Origin of the sequence: Mycolicibacterium flavescens, from assembly GCF_001722335.1 — a bacterium.
GTDB classification, from domain to species: domain Bacteria; phylum Actinomycetota; class Actinomycetes; order Mycobacteriales; family Mycobacteriaceae; genus Mycobacterium; species Mycobacterium flavescens.
This window is the reverse complement of record NZ_MIHA01000005.1, coordinates 290,380-311,794: the sequence shown is the minus strand read 5'-3', so window position 1 is coordinate 311,794 and position 21,415 is coordinate 290,380. Positions and strand designations below refer to the sequence as shown.

15 protein-coding genes and 2 pseudogenes are annotated in these 21,415 nt (G+C 63.0%); 6 read left to right on the top strand and 11 right to left on the bottom strand.

From position 1 onward, the window contains the following. Positions 1-110: 110 nt before the first annotated feature. Positions 111-281, top strand: a complete 171-nt coding sequence (locus BHQ18_RS30090; protein ID WP_165614545.1) for a hypothetical protein — start codon at positions 111-113, stop codon at positions 279-281. Between the two features lie 146 nt (positions 282-427). Here BHQ18_RS30090 and BHQ18_RS29865 read toward each other — a convergent pair whose 3' ends face one another. From BHQ18_RS29865 to BHQ18_RS09415, 6 genes and pseudogenes are all read right to left on the bottom strand, one after another. After that, positions 428-1,288 carry a hypothetical protein gene (locus BHQ18_RS29865; protein WP_205866071.1) on the bottom strand — a complete coding sequence of 287 codons (861 nt, stop codon included), beginning with the start codon at positions 1,286-1,288 and terminating at the stop codon, positions 428-430. 719 nt (positions 1,289-2,007) lie between these two features. Next, complete coding sequence (locus tag BHQ18_RS29860) at positions 2,008-2,814, bottom strand: DUF6339 family protein (RefSeq protein ID WP_131815665.1); 807 nt, start codon at positions 2,812-2,814, stop codon at positions 2,008-2,010. Then, entirely contained in the window at positions 2,807-3,763 is a 957-nt protein-coding gene (locus BHQ18_RS09435; RefSeq protein WP_069413307.1) for a hypothetical protein, read from the bottom strand. Before BHQ18_RS09435 ends, BHQ18_RS29860 begins: the two co-directional genes overlap by 8 nt. Next, on the bottom strand, positions 3,760-5,706 hold the full coding sequence (locus BHQ18_RS09430) for a hypothetical protein (RefSeq protein ID WP_131815664.1): 1,947 nt from the start codon (positions 5,704-5,706) through the stop codon (positions 3,760-3,762). Before BHQ18_RS09430 ends, BHQ18_RS09435 begins: the two co-directional genes overlap by 4 nt. Positions 5,707-5,795: 89 nt before the next feature. Further along, positions 5,796-7,583 (bottom strand): DEAD/DEAH box helicase, encoded by a 1,788-nt coding sequence (locus tag BHQ18_RS09425; protein WP_205866070.1) that lies wholly within the window; start codon positions 7,581-7,583, stop codon positions 5,796-5,798. Between the two features lie 423 nt (positions 7,584-8,006). Next, positions 8,007-9,075, bottom strand: a pseudogene (locus BHQ18_RS09415) (HNH endonuclease). Between the two features lie 71 nt (positions 9,076-9,146). Between BHQ18_RS09415 and BHQ18_RS09410 the strand changes: the two are divergent. Genes BHQ18_RS09410 through BHQ18_RS29040 form a run of 3 tightly spaced genes read left to right on the top strand, consistent with a single transcriptional unit; the run spans position 9,147 to position 12,324 of the window. Next, positions 9,147-9,476 carry a nucleoside triphosphate pyrophosphohydrolase gene (locus tag BHQ18_RS09410; protein WP_069413303.1) on the top strand — a complete coding sequence of 110 codons (330 nt, stop codon included), beginning with the start codon at positions 9,147-9,149 and terminating at the stop codon, positions 9,474-9,476. Then, positions 9,473-11,941: an AAA family ATPase gene (locus tag BHQ18_RS09405; protein WP_069413302.1), complete on the top strand. Its 2,469-nt coding sequence runs from the start codon at positions 9,473-9,475 to the stop codon at positions 11,939-11,941. The genes BHQ18_RS09410 and BHQ18_RS09405 overlap by 4 nt, the downstream gene beginning before the upstream one ends. Next, a complete protein-coding gene (locus tag BHQ18_RS29040; RefSeq protein ID WP_084293966.1) occupies positions 11,938-12,324 on the top strand; it encodes a hypothetical protein in 387 nt (128 codons plus the stop codon). Before BHQ18_RS09405 ends, BHQ18_RS29040 begins: the two co-directional genes overlap by 4 nt. Before the next feature lie 36 nt (positions 12,325-12,360). On the opposite strand, the gene BHQ18_RS09400 is transcribed toward BHQ18_RS29040, so the two are convergent. Beyond that, positions 12,361-13,677 (bottom strand): hypothetical protein, encoded by a 1,317-nt coding sequence (locus BHQ18_RS09400; RefSeq protein ID WP_131815663.1) that lies wholly within the window; start codon positions 13,675-13,677, stop codon positions 12,361-12,363. A 51-nt stretch (positions 13,678-13,728) separates the two neighbouring features. Between BHQ18_RS09400 and BHQ18_RS29035 the strand changes: the two are divergent. Continuing rightward, a pseudogene (locus BHQ18_RS29035) lies at positions 13,729-14,203 on the top strand (IS21 family transposase); the annotation flags it as partial. Positions 14,204-14,717: 514 nt separating this feature from the next. Here BHQ18_RS29035 and BHQ18_RS29030 read toward each other — a convergent pair. The 4 genes from BHQ18_RS29030 to BHQ18_RS09370 form a co-directional block, all read right to left on the bottom strand. Then, positions 14,718-16,001, bottom strand: coding sequence for an endonuclease/exonuclease/phosphatase family protein (locus BHQ18_RS29030; RefSeq protein WP_084293965.1), 1,284 nt, complete (start codon positions 15,999-16,001; stop codon positions 14,718-14,720). Positions 16,002-16,087: 86 nt separating this feature from the next. Continuing rightward, positions 16,088-17,626 (bottom strand): SIR2 family NAD-dependent protein deacylase, encoded by a 1,539-nt coding sequence (locus BHQ18_RS09380; protein ID WP_069413298.1) that lies wholly within the window; start codon positions 17,624-17,626, stop codon positions 16,088-16,090. A 567-nt stretch (positions 17,627-18,193) separates the two neighbouring features. Continuing rightward, on the bottom strand, positions 18,194-19,174 hold the full coding sequence (locus BHQ18_RS09375; protein ID WP_069413297.1) for a metallophosphoesterase: 981 nt from the start codon (positions 19,172-19,174) through the stop codon (positions 18,194-18,196). A gap of 46 nt (positions 19,175-19,220) precedes the next feature. Further along, positions 19,221-20,666 carry an ADP-ribosylglycohydrolase family protein gene (locus BHQ18_RS09370; RefSeq protein ID WP_069413296.1) on the bottom strand — a complete coding sequence of 482 codons (1,446 nt, stop codon included), beginning with the start codon at positions 20,664-20,666 and terminating at the stop codon, positions 19,221-19,223. 73 nt (positions 20,667-20,739) lie between these two features. Here BHQ18_RS09370 and BHQ18_RS09365 point away from each other — a divergent pair, with 73 nt between their 5' ends. Continuing rightward, the gene (locus tag BHQ18_RS09365) at positions 20,740-21,393 is read left to right on the top strand and encodes an NUDIX hydrolase (RefSeq protein ID WP_069413295.1); all 654 of its coding nucleotides are present in this window, start codon (positions 20,740-20,742) and stop codon (positions 21,391-21,393) included. The last annotated feature ends 22 nt before the right edge of the window (positions 21,394-21,415 follow it).

Genomic DNA, 21,415 nt, shown 5'->3' with positions numbered 1-21,415 from the left:
GGCTATCCACCACGCTATCCCAAGCGAGTAACCACCGGCCAGCACTCTTTCCCTGAATCATGGCCGCTATCCTTCATGTCAGATTCATCCGCACGGGTACTGGAGAATTGATGACCCCCGAAGCGGTGCGCATCCTCGAGGTCTTCCGCTCACGCAATGTCCGAGTAGGGCAGATAAGCCATCCGGCAGATTGTGGCGACGCCATCGTCTGGAAAGACGGCTTTGTGCGCGATGAGCCGGTTCAGAACGCCCCCTGCAATCTTTCGACAAGGGTTACTTGATGGAACTCAACAAGCGGCTTCGAGCTGACGGTGACCGGCGAACCCGAGGCTTACGGTGACCGATGAGCTCCAGCGCTTTCGGCATCGAACTCCCTCAGCCTGCGGCGCATGCAATTGGCCGCTCACTTGAGTGAGCCCAATAAGCATCACGGTGGAACAACCGGCCCGACATCCTTACCAGCCGTCGTGTTCTTTAATCTCCCGCCGTGGACTGCGGCACGGAGGTCTATGTCGTCATCCGTGATCCGTCCTTTGCGTTTGATCAACTTTCCGGTACCTGCTTGTATGTCCAGCGCATAAAACACCCACAGTGAATACGATGCAGCATGCGCTGACGCGTAGGCGACCTCGCCCTCCGATAGATGAATGCGTGGTTCGTCCTCTTCGGTCGACTTCACGGATACATGGTGCTTATCGCCATTCGGGTGGCGCACGATGAGTGAGAAGTACTGCCCCGGAGGGGCTCGGAAGATTGTGGCCGAAGGCCACTGGTCCTTCACTTCGGATATTGCGAGTGCAATCGCGAGAGCATCCATGCTGTCATGTGTATTCACCGGTAGGGATACCTTCGTCACTCGCTTTGCGGTGACCTTGTTTTTGATCTGATGTTCGATGCCTGCGGCATCGAGGATCTCGTTGAAAGCATCTTGATCGATCGTGCGCACCCCCGTGCGAAAGTGCAGGCCGACCTCCTTCGGGGACCGCCCATTGGCGCCGGGTTCGAAGTAGCGACTTTCGCGCTTGAAGGGCACGGTGAGGCTGAAAGCGCGGTATTTTAGGATGTTGCAACGCAATCGCCCGTCGCCGGTAGGAGAAACGGCTCCAACTATGCCTGTTCCGAAATAGTGCGGAATCTGAATAGCGCCAGAAGCGGATCGTTTACCGCGGTAGTAGACAAAGGCCTCGCCGGGCACAACAAGCTTCTTGTACCTCGTCGGAAACTCGTAACTGGTGCCGAGTTGGTCGTCGTAGCTTATTGCTGCAGCACTCTTCTCGTTCTGCGTCAACACGAGCGGCATATACCCTCCGACTGATTTGATCGGGCTGAGTTAGCCTACGTCCACCCACGTCCTACCGGGAGGCGTCGCCAGCCCTGGTTCCCGCGTCGCCAGCGACGCGTAGAAATGCTCACTCACCGATTGGACCTCACCACTCAGAAAATGAGGGTGGCCGGCGGTCGGGGAATTTCTCTCGCTCAACACAGGAATGGGCCGGAAGTTCTCTCGTGCTAATCACAGCTGCTGCATGCTCCGGTCAGGGACAGTTCCATACCGCAATCGCAGAACCCGGCCTTACGACGGACATCCCGCGAACGCTCACCGCCAACACGAGCCTGATTCAAGGGGTGTAACACATACCAGGTCCCCTTTCGCGAGCTGGGACCTCGGCCGACCGCGTCAGGTGCGATTCTGATCGTCTCTTCTTCTGACGCGAATCCGTTCGTGGCGCCATAGTAGATGTGGAGATCGCGGGATCCATCGTGTCGCGTGGCTGCTACGTACGGTTTGCCGGCTTGGTCAACGACGCGGTAGCTGTCGACGCCGGCGGCTTGGGTCATCGCGCGAATGAAGCTATGGTTCTCCGTCGGTATACGTGCTTCGGTCAAAGCGGAGATGAGCGAGTCGGATATGTGATTCGGTGTGCCCACAAGTTCCCTATCGTGAGGTGTCGTGAGTTATTTTCAACGGTAGAAGACGACGCCGCTCGTGTGAGCGAGACAGAAACCTCATTTTTCCAGACCGGCATAGTCCCAAGCGCGTTCGACAATTCGTGATGCGCCTTGTATCGAGTCGCTGTTGGTGTCGATGGCCTGCGGCCCTGGCGGCAAATCGTCCCAGCTAGCTGGAAGTGCCGGTGCTGAGCTGCACCAGTTGTCGTAGGCATCGAAATCATCTGACTGGTAACCAGTCTCGACCTCGGGAGGGGTACCGACTGTGGCCAGATTCAGGACCCGAGCCAGATCATTTACCTGATCTGAACTTGGCGTTCCCGACTTGTCGATTCGATCGACAATCGCGATCGCCAGCGACCGACACCTGACTATCGGCCGGTGTAGATAGCTATTCGGTAGATCCTGGAACCTGAATGCTTTCTCGACGGGCCGGTAGTCCGCACCATCACGAAAGATCTCGGTCCCCCACCACAATCGGGCGAAGACCTGTTTGTGAATAGGACCCCACCAGCGATCATCTGCGACAGTCCCGTCTGCGCCGGCCCACCGCCACTCGACGTACCAGGCAAAGCGCAGTGCGAGCCACTGCCAGACTCCGCGGTCGGCGGCCTCCGAGCGCAACAGTCGAAGGGCGTAATGCACCCGAGGGGCGAGCCATCGGTCGCTGTGAGTCCTGTCCTCCCAGAAGTCCTCGGTTGTTCGTGTCTTGACCTCGGCCATCAGGGCGTCTAGCACGTCGAGCGAGACCGAGCTGCCGTCCGGCCGCCGTAGTTCTGTGGCTCGTGAATCCTGCTTGTCTTCGAACTGGTGGCGTTGGACTGCGTCGAGGCGTATAGCGAGCGTGTGCAGTGCATCAGACATGTTTGACGTCCTTGCATACGTTCATGACCGTGTCTGACAGGCCGGTCATTCGGTCCAGCACTAGATCTGCCTCGGCCCAGAACTGAGCTGTGGCCGTAAGATTGCCGTCCAACGCGGCGACCTTCTCATAGAGGTCTTCCGCGGTGTTCGTGTCTGGTAGCTCCCGTGCGAGCGCCTCACAGGTGTTCTGGAGGATGCGTGTCGCCGGCCCGGTGGCCGGTGCGCCGTGCTCACCGGGAGTGATCTCCTCGACCGCGGCACGCAGCAGCGAGTTCGTGACCTGGCGGGCGATCATCGCACCCATGAGGTCGCGATGTCGGCGACGCTCCAGCTTCGCATTCTCAGCTTTGATCAGCGTCTCGAATCCGTCTATGCCGCTGTTCAGATACAGCAGCGGCGGCGCTTCGTTGATGTCGAGGTAGCAGTAACTCATCGGACTGCGTCGAGCCTCCGGCGGAGCGTCATCACTCTTGAAGTCGAGCCAGGCACTGCTTATGGGAGGGGCCCCTGCAGGTCGCGGGGCTTCACCAGGATCCACGACCAGCGTCCATTCGACGCCGGTGCCGATTATCCGCTGCCGTTCACCGTGCGTGGCGACCAACTCGACCGACAGCGATGCTTTCTGCGTCAGGGCCGACCGTGGGATGGAGATCTGGGCGTCGAACCGAGAGCCATCTGGGTGCTCGACCATAGGGTATGCGCGACGCAGTTGCGTTGTCGCGCACGCAAGCAGAACATGGGCCGTCAAAACGCTCAACCCGGTGGGGAGGGGCTCATCCGTGGTGGCCGAGAGTTCGATGTCGGCGGTCGCCCACACCCGCTCCGGGGTTTTCAGTCGTAGGTAGTCCGAATCGATGGCATCGTCGTCGGGTTCGCCATCGAGCTTGAACCCTGTTACCTGGCAATCCCATTGATCTCGGTAGGTGGGCCAGGCGAACCGCGGGGTCACTGGATGTCCTTCGCTTCTGCTTGTGCGGAGGCCGGGGCGACATCGGCACGACCGATACGTATGTCCACTGCAGACTCCGCCGCTGGTATGGGAAGCGTCGTCGTGCTCACTCCACGGACAGTGGTTGTCAGAAGCCGCCCGCGGGGCTTGTGGAGCAGGACCACTGTCATTCCGAACTGCTCGGCCGGCGGGTCGGCATCCAGTTGCTCCCATGCGATGTCCTGATGGCCGCCATCGAGCCCGACCAAAGCCAGGCGCGGCTCCACCGACCATCCTTCAGGACGGTTGCGGGCGCGGATCTCGAAGTCGAGATGCCAGGCCCCGTCGATGACCGTGGCATTGTGGATCCGTATCTCCGGCTTGCGGGCCGGCGCGATCCCACGCCCCCCACCTCCGCCTGGCTCGCCCTGCAGGAAACCCAGATTCTTGAAGATCGACTTCGGCGGCTTGTCCCCGGATGGCGGTGGGGCACCGAAAATGTCGGACAGTTGATCCAGGATCGCCTGGCGAATGTTCTTGAGATTCGGTACCCACGGGGCCTTGTAGTGAGCGGTGAGGTTGGCCTGCGAGGTCTTCGTGCGGCCGGACCCAGGGATCCACTGGTCGTGTGCGGGCGGCTCGGCGAATCGGAGGAAGTCGTCCGCCCGTTCCTCCTCCAAAGACGGTGACTCCGGGTTGACGGCTGCACCCGCCATCAAGAACGCATGGTAGGTGCGGCCCTCGAACTCCTTGTCGACGGTCTGCACGACCATCTCGGGGCGCCGGAAGAGGCAGACCTTGTTCTCGAGAGAATCCTTCTGGTCATCGGAGAGGGTGACGACCAGCTTCGCGGTGTGCTGAAAAGCGATGTGCCGCTCGTTGACATCGGTGCGTGCAGAGATCGCAATCGGCACGTCCCTGACGACGACATCACCTAGTTCATTCAACTCATCATCGATCTGGCCCGAATCGACCTTCCGTAGGGCGCGGACGAGTTCGGTGTATTGCTCTTCGGGGTCGACGGTGTGTTGGTAGATGATCCGGTCACCATCGAGGACTTCCACGCGCACCCGCAGACGATTTCGTGTGAGCAGCGGCCAGAATTCCTCTTCGATCGCGGCTTCCAGACTCTTGGCGAACTCGTTGACCTGCCCGATGTCGCCAAGTCCCTTGTCTGGTTCGTCCGGATCGTAGAAACCGAGCAATAGCGCGGAGGTCCCGGGACGGTGGTCTTCGCGGCGGAGCCAGAGGCGATCCGCCAGGTCGGTGTCTTCCCAAACAGAAGCAACGTCACCGTTGCGTTCCTGAACGCCGAAGAAACCCCGGCCCTGAAAGTTCTTACCGGAGAGTTGATGCACGACACCCTGATTGACCCCGATGATCCTGTTGTGCCAGTAACCGTTCACGGCGTCGGAGGCCTGCAGTGTCGAGTTGAACAGTACCGTCTGGAGCCGTGAGAACCGCCAATAGACGGCCTTGCCCAGGCCGAACGAGCCGCCAGAAGTCTTGTCCTTACCGCTGTACAGATCCAAACGACACAGTTTGACGAAGTTGCCGTAGGCATCGGCGTCGCCCTCGGCGAACTCGGGGCCGGTGAGCCCTTTGGCGCCATAGTCGGCAATCCGTAGCAAGGTGAGGGAGTCCGCGGATTTGAGTGCTGCGAGCCCTGAATGAAGCTGGCCGGCGGTCACGGCGCCTGTCGCCGCGCAGGCCATCGCTGCGAGGTGTGGCTCCAGCTGGTCATGCCAGGCGACCGCGTCTTCGAAGCGTTTCCGGTCTTCGCCTGTCAGAACGATGAACGAGTACACGAGGTCGGCCCCGGACCCCGGCAGCCGTGCATCATTGCTGTTCTGTGCGCTCTCGCGGGCGAGCGACGACAGGCCGGCGTTCACCGTCCACTGGTTGGCGTTCCCGTAATTCGCGTAGTTGCGGCTCTGTTCTTCCCATCGCCAGGTAACGGTCAACACTCTCCCTCAACGCTGTACATCGGTTGTCACTCATCTTGGGCTGTCCAGGGCGCGGATACGGTCATTTCGTGGCGGCGTGGCAGAGCTCACCTGGCATGCCGCATCTCCCGCTCAAGGGCAGAGTAATGAACTGTTGCCGGCAGACTGCGCCATTGGATGTTGTCTTCGACATCGATTATCAAGCACTTTTCAGTGCCGCCGAATGCGGGACCACGCATCCCGCGACCGACCATCTGCTCATACAGCACATTGCTCGTCGTCGGGCGCGCGACCACCACGCAACGCACGGACGGGGCATCGAAGCCCGTGGTGAGCACACCGTAGTTGCAGAGCACGGAAAGTTCGTTGTTGCGGAACTGTTCGACGATGGCTCGCCGTGTTGCGGGTCTGGTCGTGCCGAGGACGCACGCGGAGGATCTGCCGCGGCGTCGCAGCAGACTGGACAAGGCCTGGGCGTGCTGAACGGAACAGGCGAACACGAGCACCGGCCACGTCGGATCTAGGTCGAGGAGTCGCTCGATCAACCGCCGATTACGTCGGTGCTCTTCGCCGAGTCTCGTGAGCACATCTGGGTGCACATCGTCGAACGCCTCGTAATGTTCGGCATACGCCGTAGTCGTTGACAGTTCGACTCGGTCGGCGTCGTAATCGAGGCACTCCTCCTCGATCCGGGCAAGGACGCCTCGGCCGCGTAGCGTCTGCACGGGGTCGGCCCCGAGGCTGGGTGCGGTGAGGATGTTGTTGTGGAAACGCCGGCGTAGTCGTGCGGTCTCGTCCTGGCTGCTGCGACGGGGGGTTGCGGTGAGACCGATCAGAGCCGTAGGTCCATGTTTCTGACGGAAGTTGAACCCGAGTGCGCTGAGGACATCACCGTAACTGGGTGCGAGGGCGCGGTGGGCTTCGTCCACTACGACGACTCCCACAGTCTCTTGCAGACTCTCAAGTTGTTCCCCTGTGAAGGTTCCGCGACCTGCAGCTGCAGCACTGAGCTTCTGGATGCTGGACACGACGACGCCGCATCCCGATGGTTCCGCGTTCTTGTCACCCCACAGCCGACCGATCGTCAATGTTTCCCGGAATGACCGGTCGCCGTGGCCGAGGTCGAACCATACTTCACGAAACGCTTGTACTGCCTGCTCGCATAGCTCGTCGCTCTGTGCGATCCAAAGGATGAGCGGTCGATCGTCGCGTGACTGTCGCCACTTCAGGAGCGCTTCCACAGCGGTCCTCGTTTTCCCGGCACCGGTCGGAAGCGAGAGTATCGCTCGGTTGGCATCGTCGGGACCGACCAGCACTTCCACGAGTCTCTCGAAGAGTTCCAGCTGGAAGTCGGCCAGACCCGGCAACTTGACGCACGGCTCGACGTCGAGTGTGTCGGGCAGGTTCGTGCTGCCTCTTGAACCCGCGAAGGACAGCGGCATATTGATGGTTCGAACAAAGTGCACAGCCCAGGATTTTCCTGGGTGCCACTTACGTTGCGCGACGGCGTTTGCCTTGGAACCGTCACCTCCACGGCCGCGCGTCGCGGAGGGGTACTCGTGGAGCTTGTCGAGTATGCGGGGATGACTGTTGCGAGCGATCAGCCGCCGCAGCTCACGGTCTGCGAGCAAGTCGGGTCCGGCGAGTTCGACGAGCAACTCGTAAACGCCGTCGTCTGACAGTCGGAGAGTCTTGGGTGGTGGGGTCTTTCGCTCTGCGGCCGCCACTATCCACTCGATCGATCTGCCGCGGCTGTCGGTGGAGAATCGTGCCAATGCCGCACGCGCCTCGCGAGGGGCGAGGGTGCGTTGCAGGAACCGCACCATCTTGGCTTGTTCACGGCGGCGCAAGTCGCTCAGGTTCGAAGTCGCGTTTACCTGCGATTCCGTCGTCACCATTCCGGTCCCGTCTCTGTGGTGAGCTGTGGTGGGGTAAAGGCGAGTGGCCGTTCAGTGAGTCAGCCGTCGGCCTGAGATGACGTGTGATCATCTCTGAGGGCATCCACACACGTGACCTGTTTGTCCGACCGAACGGTGCGATCCGTAAGTCCACGTGCGGATCCACGCCGCCCTCCCCGGTCAGTGCACTTCGACTGGCCGCAGTTTGCGGTGATCCGTCGTCGCAAGTACATATGGGGAGGATGCCATGCGCCCGGACCCTCGGTCGGCAGATCGCCGAAGGTGCAGGGTGACGGCGTGGTTGTGGTCGCCCTAGCAGGCAGAGTTGAGTCGTTTCCAAGGCGTTGAGCCTTTTGCTGACTCGAAGTGGATGCCGCTTAACGGATTCGAACTCTCACCGGTGGTCCACGTTTCTGTTGATCAAATCCACGGCGGGGGAAAGCCGATATCGAGTCGCTCACGCTTTTTGTAGCCCGACCACGTCGGCACACCTGCGGGCTGGCGCGATAAACCCCCCGTGCGGCGGCGACCACCCTCTCATGCTGAGTGGGCCACTGCAGGGTAGATGCGATCTGCTCCAACGCCTTTCGATTGCGCTGCAACACTCGCTCGACGATGCTCAACGCCAGCAGAGCTCCGCTCTTATTGCCATTGCAACGAGCGCACGCCAGCACCAAGTTCGACAACCCGTCGATGCCCACAAGCGACCACGGCAGAACATGATCGATCGGGTTGTTGGCCGGCAGATGCGTTCCGCAATAGAAGTAGTGCGCTCCGAACGCGTCTTTGAAGGGCTCACGGACCGAGGCCAGGGCCGCGCGCTCACGCCAGAACAGGTGCCCGGCCACGTCGGGGACCTCCGCATCGAGGAACTTATTCATTCGTCGCACATCCTCAACCCACATGATCTCCAGGGTGGGCTTCAACAGTCCGGCCAGTCGCGCCAGACCGGCCGCAACGCCGGGCTTGAGCTCGATGCCGTCGCCATGGGACCGCAGGGTCCAACGTGACACCTGGTCATGCAGAAACGAGTCGTCGTACAGGAACGGGTCACCGGCGGAAGACCCTGGGAGTCGCTGAAGCTGATGCAATGGCTGCTGTGCCAGGCACAACGCGACCTCGTCTATCGCCTTCTGGTAGGCGTCGGGCGCACGCAGGCGAGCGACGTCCACCGATTCGGCGCACCTGAAGGCTGCCGCGCGAAGCTCATTCGTCGCGATCAGTATCGCGCTCGGGGCTGGGTTGACTGCCGGAGTTCGCGACCGTCGAACGGCCTGACCTGACGCCAGTAGGTCTCGAGTACACGGTGCGCCAGCTCAGGTAGCGGGACATGAAGGCCGTCGCCCGGCTCGGTCGGTAGGTTCTCGATGCAGTGTTCGACAAGCGCCGTCAGCGTCGCCAACTTGTATGTTGCCGGCCGAAGGCCGGTCTCCAGGATCGCGACCACGCGTTGGCCGAGAAGCAGCGGATCGACGGGCTCAGCGGGCATCCAACCCCCTCGATGTCACCCGGTACCGGTACAACTGCACTATCGCGATATGCCGAGACCGGGGAGATCGCGTGGGCAAACTCGTTCGAGACAGAATTCCGGAGCTCATCCGAGAGTCGGGCCGAACGCCCCACGTTGTGACGTTGTCTCCGAACGCCTATCGCCGCGCCCTGCTCGACAAGCTGCGCGAAGAGGCCATGGAGCTCTCAGCTGTGCAAACAACAGAACCGATGCTGGAGGAGGCGGCGGACGTTCTCGAAGTCCTCGCTGCGATCGCCGTCGAACACGGCGTCACCCTCGATACCATCGGCGAGGTCGCACGAACGAAGCGTGAGAAGCGGGGAGGCTTTGCGATGCGCCTGTGGCTGGAAGCGATCGATCCAGGTCCCGAGGCCCGATGACGTCGACGACTACCGACGAGGCCGGCGCCGTCTCCGACGCCCGCCTGAAGAACTACGTCCTCGCCCGCGCCGATGACGACCCCGACCTCAGCGAGGAAGCTCGACTCGTCGTCCTGGCCGCCCTTGAGGGCTCGAGCGATCTGTCCGAAGTGCTCGGCGACCAGACCACACGAACCGAACTCGTCGAATCGCTCACCACACCCGCGGCCACCACGACCGAGCCGACCGGCGCCTATCTGACCTCGATCACCGTCGAGGGTTTCCGCGGCATCGGCCCGGAGGTGACGTTGCCGCTCAAGCCCGGTCCGGGCCTGACCGTCGTCGCCGGCCGCAACGGCTCCGGCAAGTCGACCTTGGCCGAGGGGCTGGAGCTGGCCCTCACCGGCACCAACTCGCGCTGGAAGAACAAGCCCGCGATCTGGTCGCAGGACTGGCGCAACCTGCACGCCGGCCAGACGTCCAGGATTCGCGTCGGGCTGGCAGAGGAGGGTTCCGGCACCGCGGTCATCGGTGTCGACTGGCCCTCTGGCGACGTCCCGGTCGGCGACTGCAAGACCTGGGTCCAACGCGCCGGCAAGAAGCAGGAAGACATCGCGACGCTGGGCTGGGAGACAGCGTTGGAGATGTACCGTCCGCTTCTGAGCTACGACGAGTTGAGCGGCATCCTCGAAGGCACCCCCAGCGCCTTCTACGACCAGCTCTACAAGCTCCTCGGCCTCGAACAGCTCAACGGCGCCATCACGCTTCTCGATGTCGAGGTCAAGCAGCTGCGCCAGCCCGCCGCCGACCTGCGCAAGACCCGTGATGCACTTAAACCGATCCTGGAGTCTCACGACGACCCCCGCGCCGCCACGGCGCTGGCGCAGCTCCGCAAGACCAAACCGGACCTGAACGCCGTGCGCCCCTTGATCACCGACGGCACAGACGGGGCTGTCCCGCAGGCATGGCTGCGCGCCGAGCGACTGTCCGCCCCTGATCCGGACGATCTCGCCCTCAAATGCGAGGCACTGCGGTCCGCCGCCGAGAGTCAACAGCAGGAAGCGCAGCGATCTGACGCGCTGGCGGCCGAGCGCGCTCAGCTGCTGGAGCGGGGACTCGACTTTCACGAGCACTTCGGCGACCAGAAGTGCCCGGTCTGCGCACACGGGACTCTCGACGAGACGTGGGCCGTCGCCGCCCGCGCCGCACTCGAGCAGGATCAAGAGGCAGCGCAGGCCCTCACCGCCGCCCGCGCCGCGACCGCCCAGGCGCGTTCAGCGGTCATGACCGCGGTGCGGGAAGTCGCCGCGCCTCCTCCACCTGATCCTGAACTGACGACGCTCACCGCTGCGCGCGAGGCATACGACGCCTTTGTGAAGTTACCTGCGGACGGCGAAATCGCACTCGTAGAACACATCTCAGAAACTCTCGGCACGCTGCGCGAGACCTACGCGAGCCTTCGTCAGGAAGCTGCACAACTGATCCAGCTCCGCGCCGATGCTTGGGGGCCGGTTGCTCTCGAGCTCGCCGAGTGGGTTCGCAAGGCGGAACTGGCCGCCGAAGCCGCACCCAAGCTCAAGGTCGCCGACGAGGCGCTCAAGTGGCTGCAGAGAAACGCCGGCGAACTCCGCAATCAACGGATCGCCCCGCTCGCCGAGGAGGCCAAGGGCATCTGGGCGGCCCTGCGTCAGGAGAGCAACGTCGACCTCGGGGAAATCCGCCTCGAGGGTCAGAAGACGTCGCGCCGCGTGGTGCTGAAGGCTGATGTCGACGGCTCCGGCACCGACGCGTTCGGGGTGATGAGTCAAGGTGAGCTGCAGGCGCTTTCGCTGGCGATCTTCATCCCTCGCGCGACATCCCCGTCGAGTCCCTTCCGGTTTCTGGTCCTCGACGATCCGATCCAAGCCATGGACCCGTCCAAGATCGACGGCTTCCTCGAGGTGCTCGTCCGACTCGCCGAGACCCGCCAGGTCATCGTCTTCACGCATGACGATCGACTGCCCTCGGCCATCCGCGTCTCGCGAGCTCCGGCGCGGATCGTCGAGCTGACACGCGCTCCCAACTCCGTTGTCTCGGTGACGGAGTCGACACACCCTGCTGATCGATTGTTGGACGACGCCTATGCGATCGCCGTCGACGACGCGGTGCCCGACGACATCAAGAAGAAAGCCGTCCCGGTACTCTGCCGCGAGGCGATGGAGGCCACCGCATGGGACGTGTATTCGTCACGCCTGCTGACGGCGGGCCGGACACGTGCTGATCTCGAGGAGGCGTGGGAGAACGCGACGACGACCAGACTGCGCGTCGCGCTCGCCGTTGATCCAGCCAACGACAACGCTATTGAGAAGTGGCTCGCAGGCGGATCAGCGCGCCGCGCCGCGATGCTGGTAACCACCAAGGGTGCACACAAAGGCGTGCAGGACTACACCGAGGCGGTCAGACAGACGCGCCTGGCGACTGACGACCTGCGGAAGCTCTCGCCGTGACATCACGCGCCGCGTTCCTCGACTACGCCGACCGACTCCTCGATGGCCAGTTCGGTCTCGGTGCACGTGGTCCGCGTACCGCTGCGCTGCTGGCCCGCTCGGTTCTGGAAGAGTGGATAGAAGAACAGAGTGCGTCGTGGTTGTCGCCGACGCTGGGCTATCCGACCATGAGATCGAAAATTGTTGCGCTGGGCGCGGTTCGAGGTGCCGAGGCCGGTGAGCGGACGCGACGGGTGTGGCACCGACTCAGTCGAGCGGTGCACCACCACGCTTACGAGCTTCAGCCCACCGTCTCGGAAATCCGGCAGTTGATCGGGGCGTACGGGATTTACAGCAGAAGTGACAACGTGTCTGTGTCGGAACATCGGTTGGCAAAAAACTAGGAAGCCGATTGCCAACATGAACGATGATCGTCGCGATCAGCCCTGAGACGCCTCGTCCCCGGCGTCGTCTGCCTGAGGTTCGGGCGCTGGTTGACGTGTCCGACGCATCACGAAGTTCCCCACCCGGGAGATGCCGCCCCCCGCGGCATTGAGTGCCCGACCAGCAGTGTCCGCCGCTGCGCCAAGTACTGCCGAGGCAGCCTCCAAGAAGTGCGGAGCGTGGAAGTCTCTCCAGTCCTCCGCCTGCGTCCTCCGGGCGCGCGCGAAGTTGTCCAAATCCGCGCGCAGAAAGGGAAGGTCACGACTCAATCCGGCCACCGCCCAGAACGCTAAGCCATCGGTGGTCTTGGTAGTTGCGACACCGTCGAGGACATCGCGAGCGCGGCGGTAGAGTGCCCCGTCCTCGGCCATTTGGTGAGCGATGAGTTCACGCGCGTCGTCTAGGACTTTCGGCAGGTGCTCGGGTTGTGTCGATTCCACCCGGGCGATGCGGAGTCGCTGCCACTTGAAGAGCGCGTCTTGTGCGACAACGAGGAGGCTCAGAGTCTCACCCAGCTGGTCGTTGGCCACAGCGCGGTTGATGAGTCCGGCACGTTCTCGGATCGGAAGATTTGCGTCAAACGCCTTCAGGGTGCGAACCGCGTGATTCCTCAACTGTTCAACAGTCCGGCTCAGGGCCGCTCCGACGGCGGCAATGGACTCCCAGTCGGCGTCGGACAAGGACCCGTGCTTCTCGAGGTAGGCGATCATTCGGTCTACCGATGCTCGGTCGCCCAGCACATCGCCGGAGCGGTTGGCCTGGGCCAGTTGGAGCACTTGCTCGACTTTGCCCTCCACGCGTAGCACGGCAACTTCGACCTCATGAATAGCAGCCTTGAGTGCGAACTGAACAGCCATCATCTGTGCAGGCACCAGCTGCGACGGATTGACGCTTACAGGCTTCCACTGCAACTGTTGTAAGAACTTGCCGTCGGCGCCGCGCGTCATCATCCGGTAGTAATCCGAGCTGTCACCCGGGACGAGGTTTTGGGTTCGGATGGCCTTGAAACTGTCGGGATGCAGTTGAACAAACTTGCCCGACTGACCCAACAGAGAAGTCACGCCGGCGAGTAGACCGGTTGCGTTACCAACCGAGGCACGGTTCACACCGACCACATCGACGGCGTTACTCGTCGCTTCCTTGATCCGCTGAAGGTAGGAACCGACTGCTTCAGGATCGCCACCGACCAGTAGGCCTTCTGATTGGAGCAAGACAACGACTTCCCCCCGCTCACCATCGGTATTGGAGTGCGGTGTCGCGGATGTTTCGTCACTGAAGCCCTCGTGTTTGCCGGTCGACGCGTCGTTACCCATGTTCTCCTCCCCTAAGTGGCTCCGCAGAAGTGTAGAAACTCCTTGCGACGTATGTGTCACCTCCGGTCGAAAAGTGAGCAGGTAGTTCCGGTGTCGATGTCTGAGGTGGCGCGGGTGATGGGGGTGGCTCGCAACACGGTGAAGGCGGCGTCGGCCAACGACCGGCCGCTTAAGTATGAGCGGGCGTCGACGGATGCGGTAGCTGATGCGGCCGAGCCGCTGATCCGGGAGCTGCTTGCGGCGTATCCGCGGATGCCGGCGACGGTGATCGGGTGCGGATCGGCTGGCAGTATCCGATCCGCACCCTCAGTGAGCGGGTTCGTGACTTGCGGCGGCTGTATCTGCCGCCTGATCCGGCCTCGCGCACGACGTATCAGGCCGGGGAGATCGCGCAATGCGACCTGTGGTTTCCCGACGTTGAGATCCCGGTCGGGTATGGCGAGGTGCGTACTGCTGCATCGTTGCCGGTGATGACGATGGTGTGCGGGTATACCCGTTGGACTCAGCGGTGCTGATCCCGTCGCGCGGTAGCGTGTTCTGCTAGAAATAGGGCTCGAGAACTTAATGACAAGCGCACTCGCGCACCTTGTGTCCGTAGGAGGTTGGGCCAATGGCAACTCATTTTGCGGCCTGCTTCGCCGGCGAATGCACGTGAGTGCCGTGGAACTCGACGACGAGCTTTACGATCGGATCGCATCGGTCGTAGAAGCCGGGGGCGAGATAGCGACGCTCAGTATCAAGCGTCCCAATTGGATTTCCTCATGCGATCGCTCCGGGGTTCGGGTAGAGACTGAACGTTCCCGCGCTAAAGGATCGGGTCCACAACTCGTTCCTGCGTGGATGATTTCGATCGCGTGGGAGCGTCTGTCTCGACGGGGTGTTCTCAGCCATGCGGAGTTACTCGAGGAGATGAATGTCAAAAGGTCGGCCTTCGTATGCGCGTTGCTTGCCCAGTTCCCAGACGTTGTCGTGCGGCAGGACCGGCCGACTGTGCTTGAGCTGGCTACCAAACCCAGCCCCTGAAACAGCGGAGCAGACGGCTAACAGCGACCGGAATGAATGATCCCAACCGCGGCGCAGTCGGGGCAGGGATCGGTGATCGTCGCCGACGGTCGTTTCCGTTTCCCGACGCGGTACTGATGAGTCCGCGTCTTGAGCGGGGCGGAGCTGACTTCCGGATTGACCTCCTTGAGCTTCTGAAGTTGTGCTCCGACGTAGCGGCTGAGAGCAGTTGATAGCGGATGGTTGAGCAATTCGCGGTAGACATATGAGTTGCGTAGCGCTGCAGACTTGGTGGTCGGGATAGCGCCGTCGAGGAGCGCCTCCAGGCTCTTGAGGAATTCGCGGGTGGAACTGACGCTTACCCCGCGCTCGGCTGCGATCTCGGTGAGGCCGAGGCCCTTCTCGCGGAGCCGGAAGACCGCGCCGTGAGTGAGACCCTCACTGCTTCGGCGCAGAATGTCTTCGATCTCGGCTCGTAGCTCAGGTGTTAGGCCACCGTCCCATCGTCGGGGCTTCTCCGAGCACGAGGCGCCGTCATCGTGGGTGCCGACGACGTCTCTCTCTTCAGAACAGGGTGTGCGTGATGTCGATTTTGCACGTGTAGACGATGTCGAGGGACCGGAGTAAGACAGACGGCAGACTACGCCAGCGTGGTCGCTGAGCCGGCCGCATTGATCCGAGCTCGGCCAATCATCGACCCACCTGAGAACCAGGCGGTGATCGGTGGCGATGTGGTCGATGTGTGGGCCGTTGGGGAGCGCGCCGGCCGTGTGGATCGTCCAGCCGGTGAGAGCCTCGGCGAGTCTGGTGGCGACGTGGATCGGTTGACGCTTGCGCGGGACACGTTGATTGAAATCGCCGGCGATGATCGTGGGGGTTCCGTCATCCACTGTGGGCAGCCATCGTTCGAAGCGGTCGAGGTAGTCCAGATGCTCTGACCACCTCTGGGCGTCGCCGCGTCCGGTTCGCACATGTGCGTCCGGCCAGGGAACGCAGACACCGACGATGCGCACAGGACCGTGTGGGAATGCCGCCGTCGCGGCCACGAGCCGCCCGCGGGTCGCTCCCGCCTCACCGGTGTGTTCCGGTGTCAACGGGTGGCGGGACCACACGATCACCTTGCGGCGGGCTGGCTCCTGGGAGTATCCCCAGTAAGGCCCGGCATCAACGGTGTATCCGTCGGCCGGCAACAGCTCGGAGACAGCCTCAGTAACAACAATGACATCGGCGCCAGTCGCCTCGAGAATGGACGCGATCCGGCGACCGGGCCCACTGGACGGGGTCCTCCATGCGGTGTTCCAGGTCGCAACTGTTATGTCCATTGCTGTTCTGCCATCAAGGAATTCCTTCTTCTGCGGTAGCCAGCGTGCTGGTTCGCGGAACCGGCTTTCCGGCTTTCCGCCAGGAACTAGTTCGAGGCGCCGAGATCTCTGAGGAATCTTTCGACCATATGGCTCACGCTGTCGACGGGACTGCCGGCGGTCTTGGTGGCCAGCGTGGCCAGTGCATCGCGTAGCTCCGCTTCGTTGTCCGACAGATCGCTGTAACTCTCGTCGAGGAAGAAGCTGGCGGATGTGGTGGAGAGGTACCCGACGAGGTCGAGGAAGAGTTCCAGCTCTCGGGCGGCTTCCGGGATCTTGATCCCGGGGTCGGTGACCATCGGCACGATGTCCAAATCCTTCGCCCATAGTTGACGATCCAGTGGATTCTCGCAGAGTGTCAATGCGACACCTCTGCCGATCTCCATGGTGTCTCCCCGCGCGGCGCGCACCTCATCGATGAGTTCGTGGAAGTCCTCGTCCTCCAACGAGTACCCGACGAACACCATGCGGCGCATCAGCAGCAGGCCTTGCACCAGTCCCATCAAGGCGCCGTACTGCCGCGGCATGTTCAGGTAGTCCGAACGGGTAAGGGTGATCGTCTCCGGAGCATCAACAGTGCCGTGCAACTTCAGCAGCCAATGCCCGTCGGTGGTGCGAGGGTTATTCGGTAGGACCGCGACTTCGCGGCCGCGGGTCTCGTATGCCGTTTCGAAGAGCTTGTCGTAGTTGGTGGTCACTGCTTCGCTGCTCGGCAGCGACGCAAGCAGCCCATGGGTCAGCGAGAAGCGCTGATAATTGCCTAGCCTCTCAGCGACACTGCGCTTCAGGTTACCGCCTCTGCGCTTGAGTTCTCGTTCGATCAAGGTGGCCTGGTCGCGAAGGTCTCGCTCCGCCAGTCGCTTTCGCATCTCATCATCGAAGCCCGCCTCGATCGCGAGGTCGTCAAGCAGTTTCTTCCAGGTAGGTAGACCGGCACCCGCGCTGGCACCCGCACCGACAAACAGCACCAGGTGCCGGTCAATCGCGTCATTCGCGAGTCGGTGCGCTTCTTCGATGAGAGGCGAGTTGGACTGGATGAACCCCCAAGTCTCGCTCTCTTTCTGGACGACCTGACGTCGGGCCCGTTGCGCCGCCGCATACGATTTCGGTCCGAATGTGACCAACACGATGTCGGCGTCGTATTCTGCGGCCAGTTCTGTCAGCGTCTTCACCAGGCCGCGGATCAGGTTGCCCTTCTTCTGAGAGCCTCCGCCTTGTCCAGAGCCCACCACATTCACGGCCAGCCTGGGCTTCGGCCACGCGTAGATGCGATCGGTGTCGTCATTTCGTCTGGCTTCTGCGGCGGCCTCGACGACGAAGTCGCGGACGATCGGTTCGAATGCTGAAAAGTCGGAGCTGTGACCGACCTGGCCGACATTCCCCAACCAGATGCGTGGTTCCTTGCTCCGCGGTGGAAGCGCGATGACTCGTCGGCCTCTCCAGCTGTCGGGTCGTTCGTCCTTCCGGCCTGCGAGGAGTCGATCCCAGGGTGCTTCGATCGTGAACGCCGAGTCCGTCGGCACCAGAATCGCATCGCACGCAATCTTGGTGAGGTCGCCGTTGATGATGAAGAGGTGCCCGCCCATGCGCGATAGGTTAGCCAATTTGCTGCGCGTTCGGAGGCAACTCGTGAGTGTTTTCAGTCGCAATTTGTTTGTCGGCCTGCCGTAGTCAAGTGCCGACCGTCCCATCGCGACGCCCATCCTACGGCCCGGCGCAGCACAGTCTGGGCTGACCTAGGCCTTTAAAAATGCGTTCCGTGGGTGCGGAGCCTTGGCCCGTGTTCCTCTTGAGGGGCCTACGGTGGAATGTCCACCATCGGATGAAAGGTGGAGTCTCCCCTTAGGTCGAGGATGCAGCGCACGTGAGACAACTCCCTAAGATTTGCCGGCACGGTCACAGGTGCTGGCTGAGCGGCCGTCCAGTCCCGCTGCTGACCCCGCAGAGATACTCGCGTGCCGAGTGGGACGAACCTGACCTCTGGGGGTGCCGGTACGACCCCCATGCGCGGAACTCACACCCGAGTTTCGCCAGTAGCGCTCCGAGCCGGGTGGCGCATCCGTGCACATCCCCCATGGCACCGGAAGCGGACGGCTCGCGATCTCGATGCGTGCCAAGCACATCTTGATTCCCCTCGTGCCTATCTGTGCACCTCAGTCCGGGGTCACATAGTTCTCAGCGTTGATCGTGGTTTCGCCGGACCATCGGTACGCGGTCAGCTTTCCGCCCTTGACGGCACTGAAGTCGACGCATGCCGTGTAGTCGGTCCAGTCATGTCGGTGCTTGGGTGAGCCTTGCCGCCAGTAGTGCCCATAGAAGACGGGAACTTCGGCGGTGTAGACGTAAGACCGTTCCGTACCGGAAAGCTCCAGTTCGGGCAGCGGCGAATACGGTTCACCATCGGAAGTCGTGAATCCACCGCCCATCTCGGCGATGTCGCGAAGCGTTCGTGCTTCACTGTGCCACCACTGAACGCGCGCGCTGTCTCGCGCAATGCCGTCCTTGTCGAGGTACTCCCGCTGACCATGCGCGACCAGGCTGATCTCGGGTCCCTTCAGCAGGGTTTCGACAGCCTCATACAGCGGGTCATCTTCGGTGCTGGCCGCTACCAGATGCGCCAGCTCGGCGAAAGGCGCACTCGAACCGCAACGGCTTTCGACGAGCTTGATTGAGTCGTCGTGCCAGCACGCGTGCACAACCCGCAGCCCGCCGAGATCCAGCCACAGGGGGAGTGTCGCGAACCAGTCCAGATACCGACGGCGATAATCGCCCTGGACCTGCTCAAGGAACGCGGCATGCTGTCTCGTGTTCTTCGCTGACCAGGGGTTGTCGGGATCGTCGTGCGGGCGTAGGTACTTGCCGCTACCGGAGGGCCATTCCGTGTGATAGGCCAGCGCGTTGAACTCGTGGTTGCCCATCACGATTTGGGCGCTGCCGGCGTCGACCATCGCCTTGACGATCTCGAGCACCCGAAGCTGTTCGTCTCCCCGGTCGATGAGGTCACCGACGAAGATCGCCTGTCGAGTCGGGTGTCGGTAAGCCGAATCGCCGATCTGATACCCGAGCGTGTGCAGCAGCGCCTCGAGTTGCGTTCCGCATCCGTGCACATCGCCGATGACGTCGTACCCGCTCATTCCAGGATCTTGCACCCGTCGCTCCCTTCTACGCCCACCGACGACTTCACGGCACTGCCAAGCATCCAACTCGTCGCAACGCTTCTCGAAACGCCGGGTTCGGATAGGCGCCCGGCAGCACCGCCGTCACGTCCCGTACCGCGTCGTCCACGCCGACACCTCTAAGTCGTGCGCCGTACAGCGCGCCGACAGTCGGTGTGCGGCTGTAGGCGGCGACGCAGTGCACCAGCACCGTGCGCCCCTCGCGCCGCAACTGCTCGATCACCCGCACCGCATCCAGCAGCACGAAATCCAGGTGCGGGTTCTCATCCCGATCCACCCGGTCGATCAACCGCACCTCGACATGCGGCATATCCCGACGCATGTCCTCGTCGCGAATCCGGCACAGCGACACCACCGCATCCACGTCAGACGGCAAGTCCCGCAACACCCCAACGCCGCCGAGAACCACCCCGTCGTCGTACGGATGCGGCGCGCAGGTGTCTACCGCCGAGCCCGCATACGAGAAGTCGAACAGATCCGGCTTACCCCCGCGCTCGATCGCCGACGCCAGCGCCGCCAAGTCGTGCGCCGTGTACCCGGGCCAGCCATGCAGCACCTGCCGCCACTCACCCGGAATCGCCGACGCCCCATACGCCGCGCCCAGCAGACCGCCTGCGATCGCCGCCACCGTGTCCGTGTCGTACCCCGCGCGCACCGCCGCATCCAACGCCAACCGCAAATGGTCCGCCCGGAACACGCCCGCCTGCGGATCATCCGCCGGTATCGGCGTCGTCGCAATCGCCGACCACGCCGCCTGCATCGCCGTCACCACCCAGCCGTTGTTCGGAAACGACGCCGGCGCCGCCGACTCCGCGTCCGCCAGACGCTTCACCCACAGCTCGCGTCGGTAGGCAGCGATGTGCGTCAGGCCCACTCGTGCATCGAGCTCACCGGTCAGCACCGCGTGCCGGATCGTGCAGCACCACAGCATGCACGCGTCGCCGGCGTCGTCGTCGTAATGGGTCAGCTCGCTGATCGAGCGTGCCGCCTCCACCAGGGCGTCCTCGTCGTCGAGATAGGCCAGCGCCACCGGAGCGGTGCGCATCAGCGAACCGTTGCCCGCGGTGCGACCGGTCTGCCGATGCAACGCTTCCGATGCCCGCCGGGCGTCGGCCGCCGTGATGTTGCCGCCGCGCGACGCGGACCGCAGCACGGAGCCCGTCTGTATCCCAACATCTTTGGCTGTCCGTGACCACTCCAGCCAGCGGCGCACGATCGCGTCCTGCGCGGAATCGTCCCGCAGGTCCGCGCCGGTCGCCGCGACCCCTGCGATCGCGATCGCCATCGCCGTGTCGTCGGTCCACTCGCCGCGCTCCCACGGTCCGCCGCCGACCATCGCCACCTCGAGCTCAGGCCCGCGCGGCGGCGCGAACTCGTACGGCGCCCCCAGCGCATCTCCTGCAGCGGTGCCCAACAGCACACCCTCGACACGATCGTTGTAAGACGCCATTTCCGCCTCCTCCCGGAGATAGTTTGCGCAAAACTGCGCTAATTGTCAATCGGCGGTAAGCTGTGCCCTCGAGATGGCCGACAACGCGTACCGAGACACCAGCGGGCGGAAGCTGACCGACTACCCGCGGCCCTCTGTTGCCGTCGACACCGCTGTGCTCACGCTCGACCCGGACCAGGGACTGGTCGTACTCGAAGCGCGTCGTCAGAACGGAACCGGCTGGGCCCTTCCCGGCACCTTCATCCACGAAGGGGAGACCCTCGCCCAGGCGGTCGACCGGTCACTGCGCGTCAAAGCCAATGTGCGCGGGCTGCATCCGCGTCAGCTCTATGTCTTCGACGACCCGACACGCGATGACCGCGGGTGGGTGCTGTCGGTGGCCCACGTGCAGGTGGTCCGTCTCGACCAGTTGGCCGACCGCTTTACTGACACCACCCGGCTCGTGTCGGTCGACACGCCCGGACGGCTGCCCTACGACCACGCCGATATCATCGATCTCGCGGTCGCATACGTTCGTGCCCATTATGTGGACAGGCCCGATCCGGACCGGCTGCTCGGCGACGAGTTCACCCTCCGCGAGTTGCGCATCGCCCACGAGGCGATCGCGGGGCACCCGCTGCAACGCGACACGTTCCGTCGGGCGATGGAGCCGCATCTCGTCGCCACCGGTGCGATCAGCGCCAGGGGGCGGGGCCGGCCCGCGGAGCTGTTCCGTCGCCGCGACTGACCGACCACCCGCCGATGAGCGT

Excerpts from the sequence above, each read along its gene's own strand:
- BHQ18_RS09405 (WP_069413302.1), top strand. The coding sequence starts at position 9,473 with ATGACGTCGACGACTACCGACGAGGCCGGCGCCGTCTCCGACGCCCGC.
- BHQ18_RS09380 (WP_069413298.1), bottom strand. The coding sequence starts at position 17,626 with ATGGGCGGGCACCTCTTCATCATCAACGGCGACCTCACCAAGATTGCG.
- BHQ18_RS29030 (WP_084293965.1), bottom strand. The coding sequence starts at position 16,001 with ATGGACATAACAGTTGCGACCTGGAACACCGCATGGAGGACCCCGTCC.
- BHQ18_RS30090 (WP_165614545.1), top strand. The coding sequence starts at position 111 with ATGACCCCCGAAGCGGTGCGCATCCTCGAGGTCTTCCGCTCACGCAAT.
- BHQ18_RS09370 (WP_069413296.1), bottom strand. The coding sequence starts at position 20,666 with ATGGCGTCTTACAACGATCGTGTCGAGGGTGTGCTGTTGGGCACCGCT.
- BHQ18_RS09365 (WP_069413295.1), top strand. The coding sequence starts at position 20,740 with ATGGCCGACAACGCGTACCGAGACACCAGCGGGCGGAAGCTGACCGAC.
- BHQ18_RS29860 (WP_131815665.1), bottom strand. The coding sequence starts at position 2,814 with ATGTCTGATGCACTGCACACGCTCGCTATACGCCTCGACGCAGTCCAA.
- BHQ18_RS09400 (WP_131815663.1), bottom strand. The coding sequence starts at position 13,677 with ATGGGTAACGACGCGTCGACCGGCAAACACGAGGGCTTCAGTGACGAA.
- BHQ18_RS09375 (WP_069413297.1), bottom strand. The coding sequence starts at position 19,174 with ATGAGCGGGTACGACGTCATCGGCGATGTGCACGGATGCGGAACGCAA.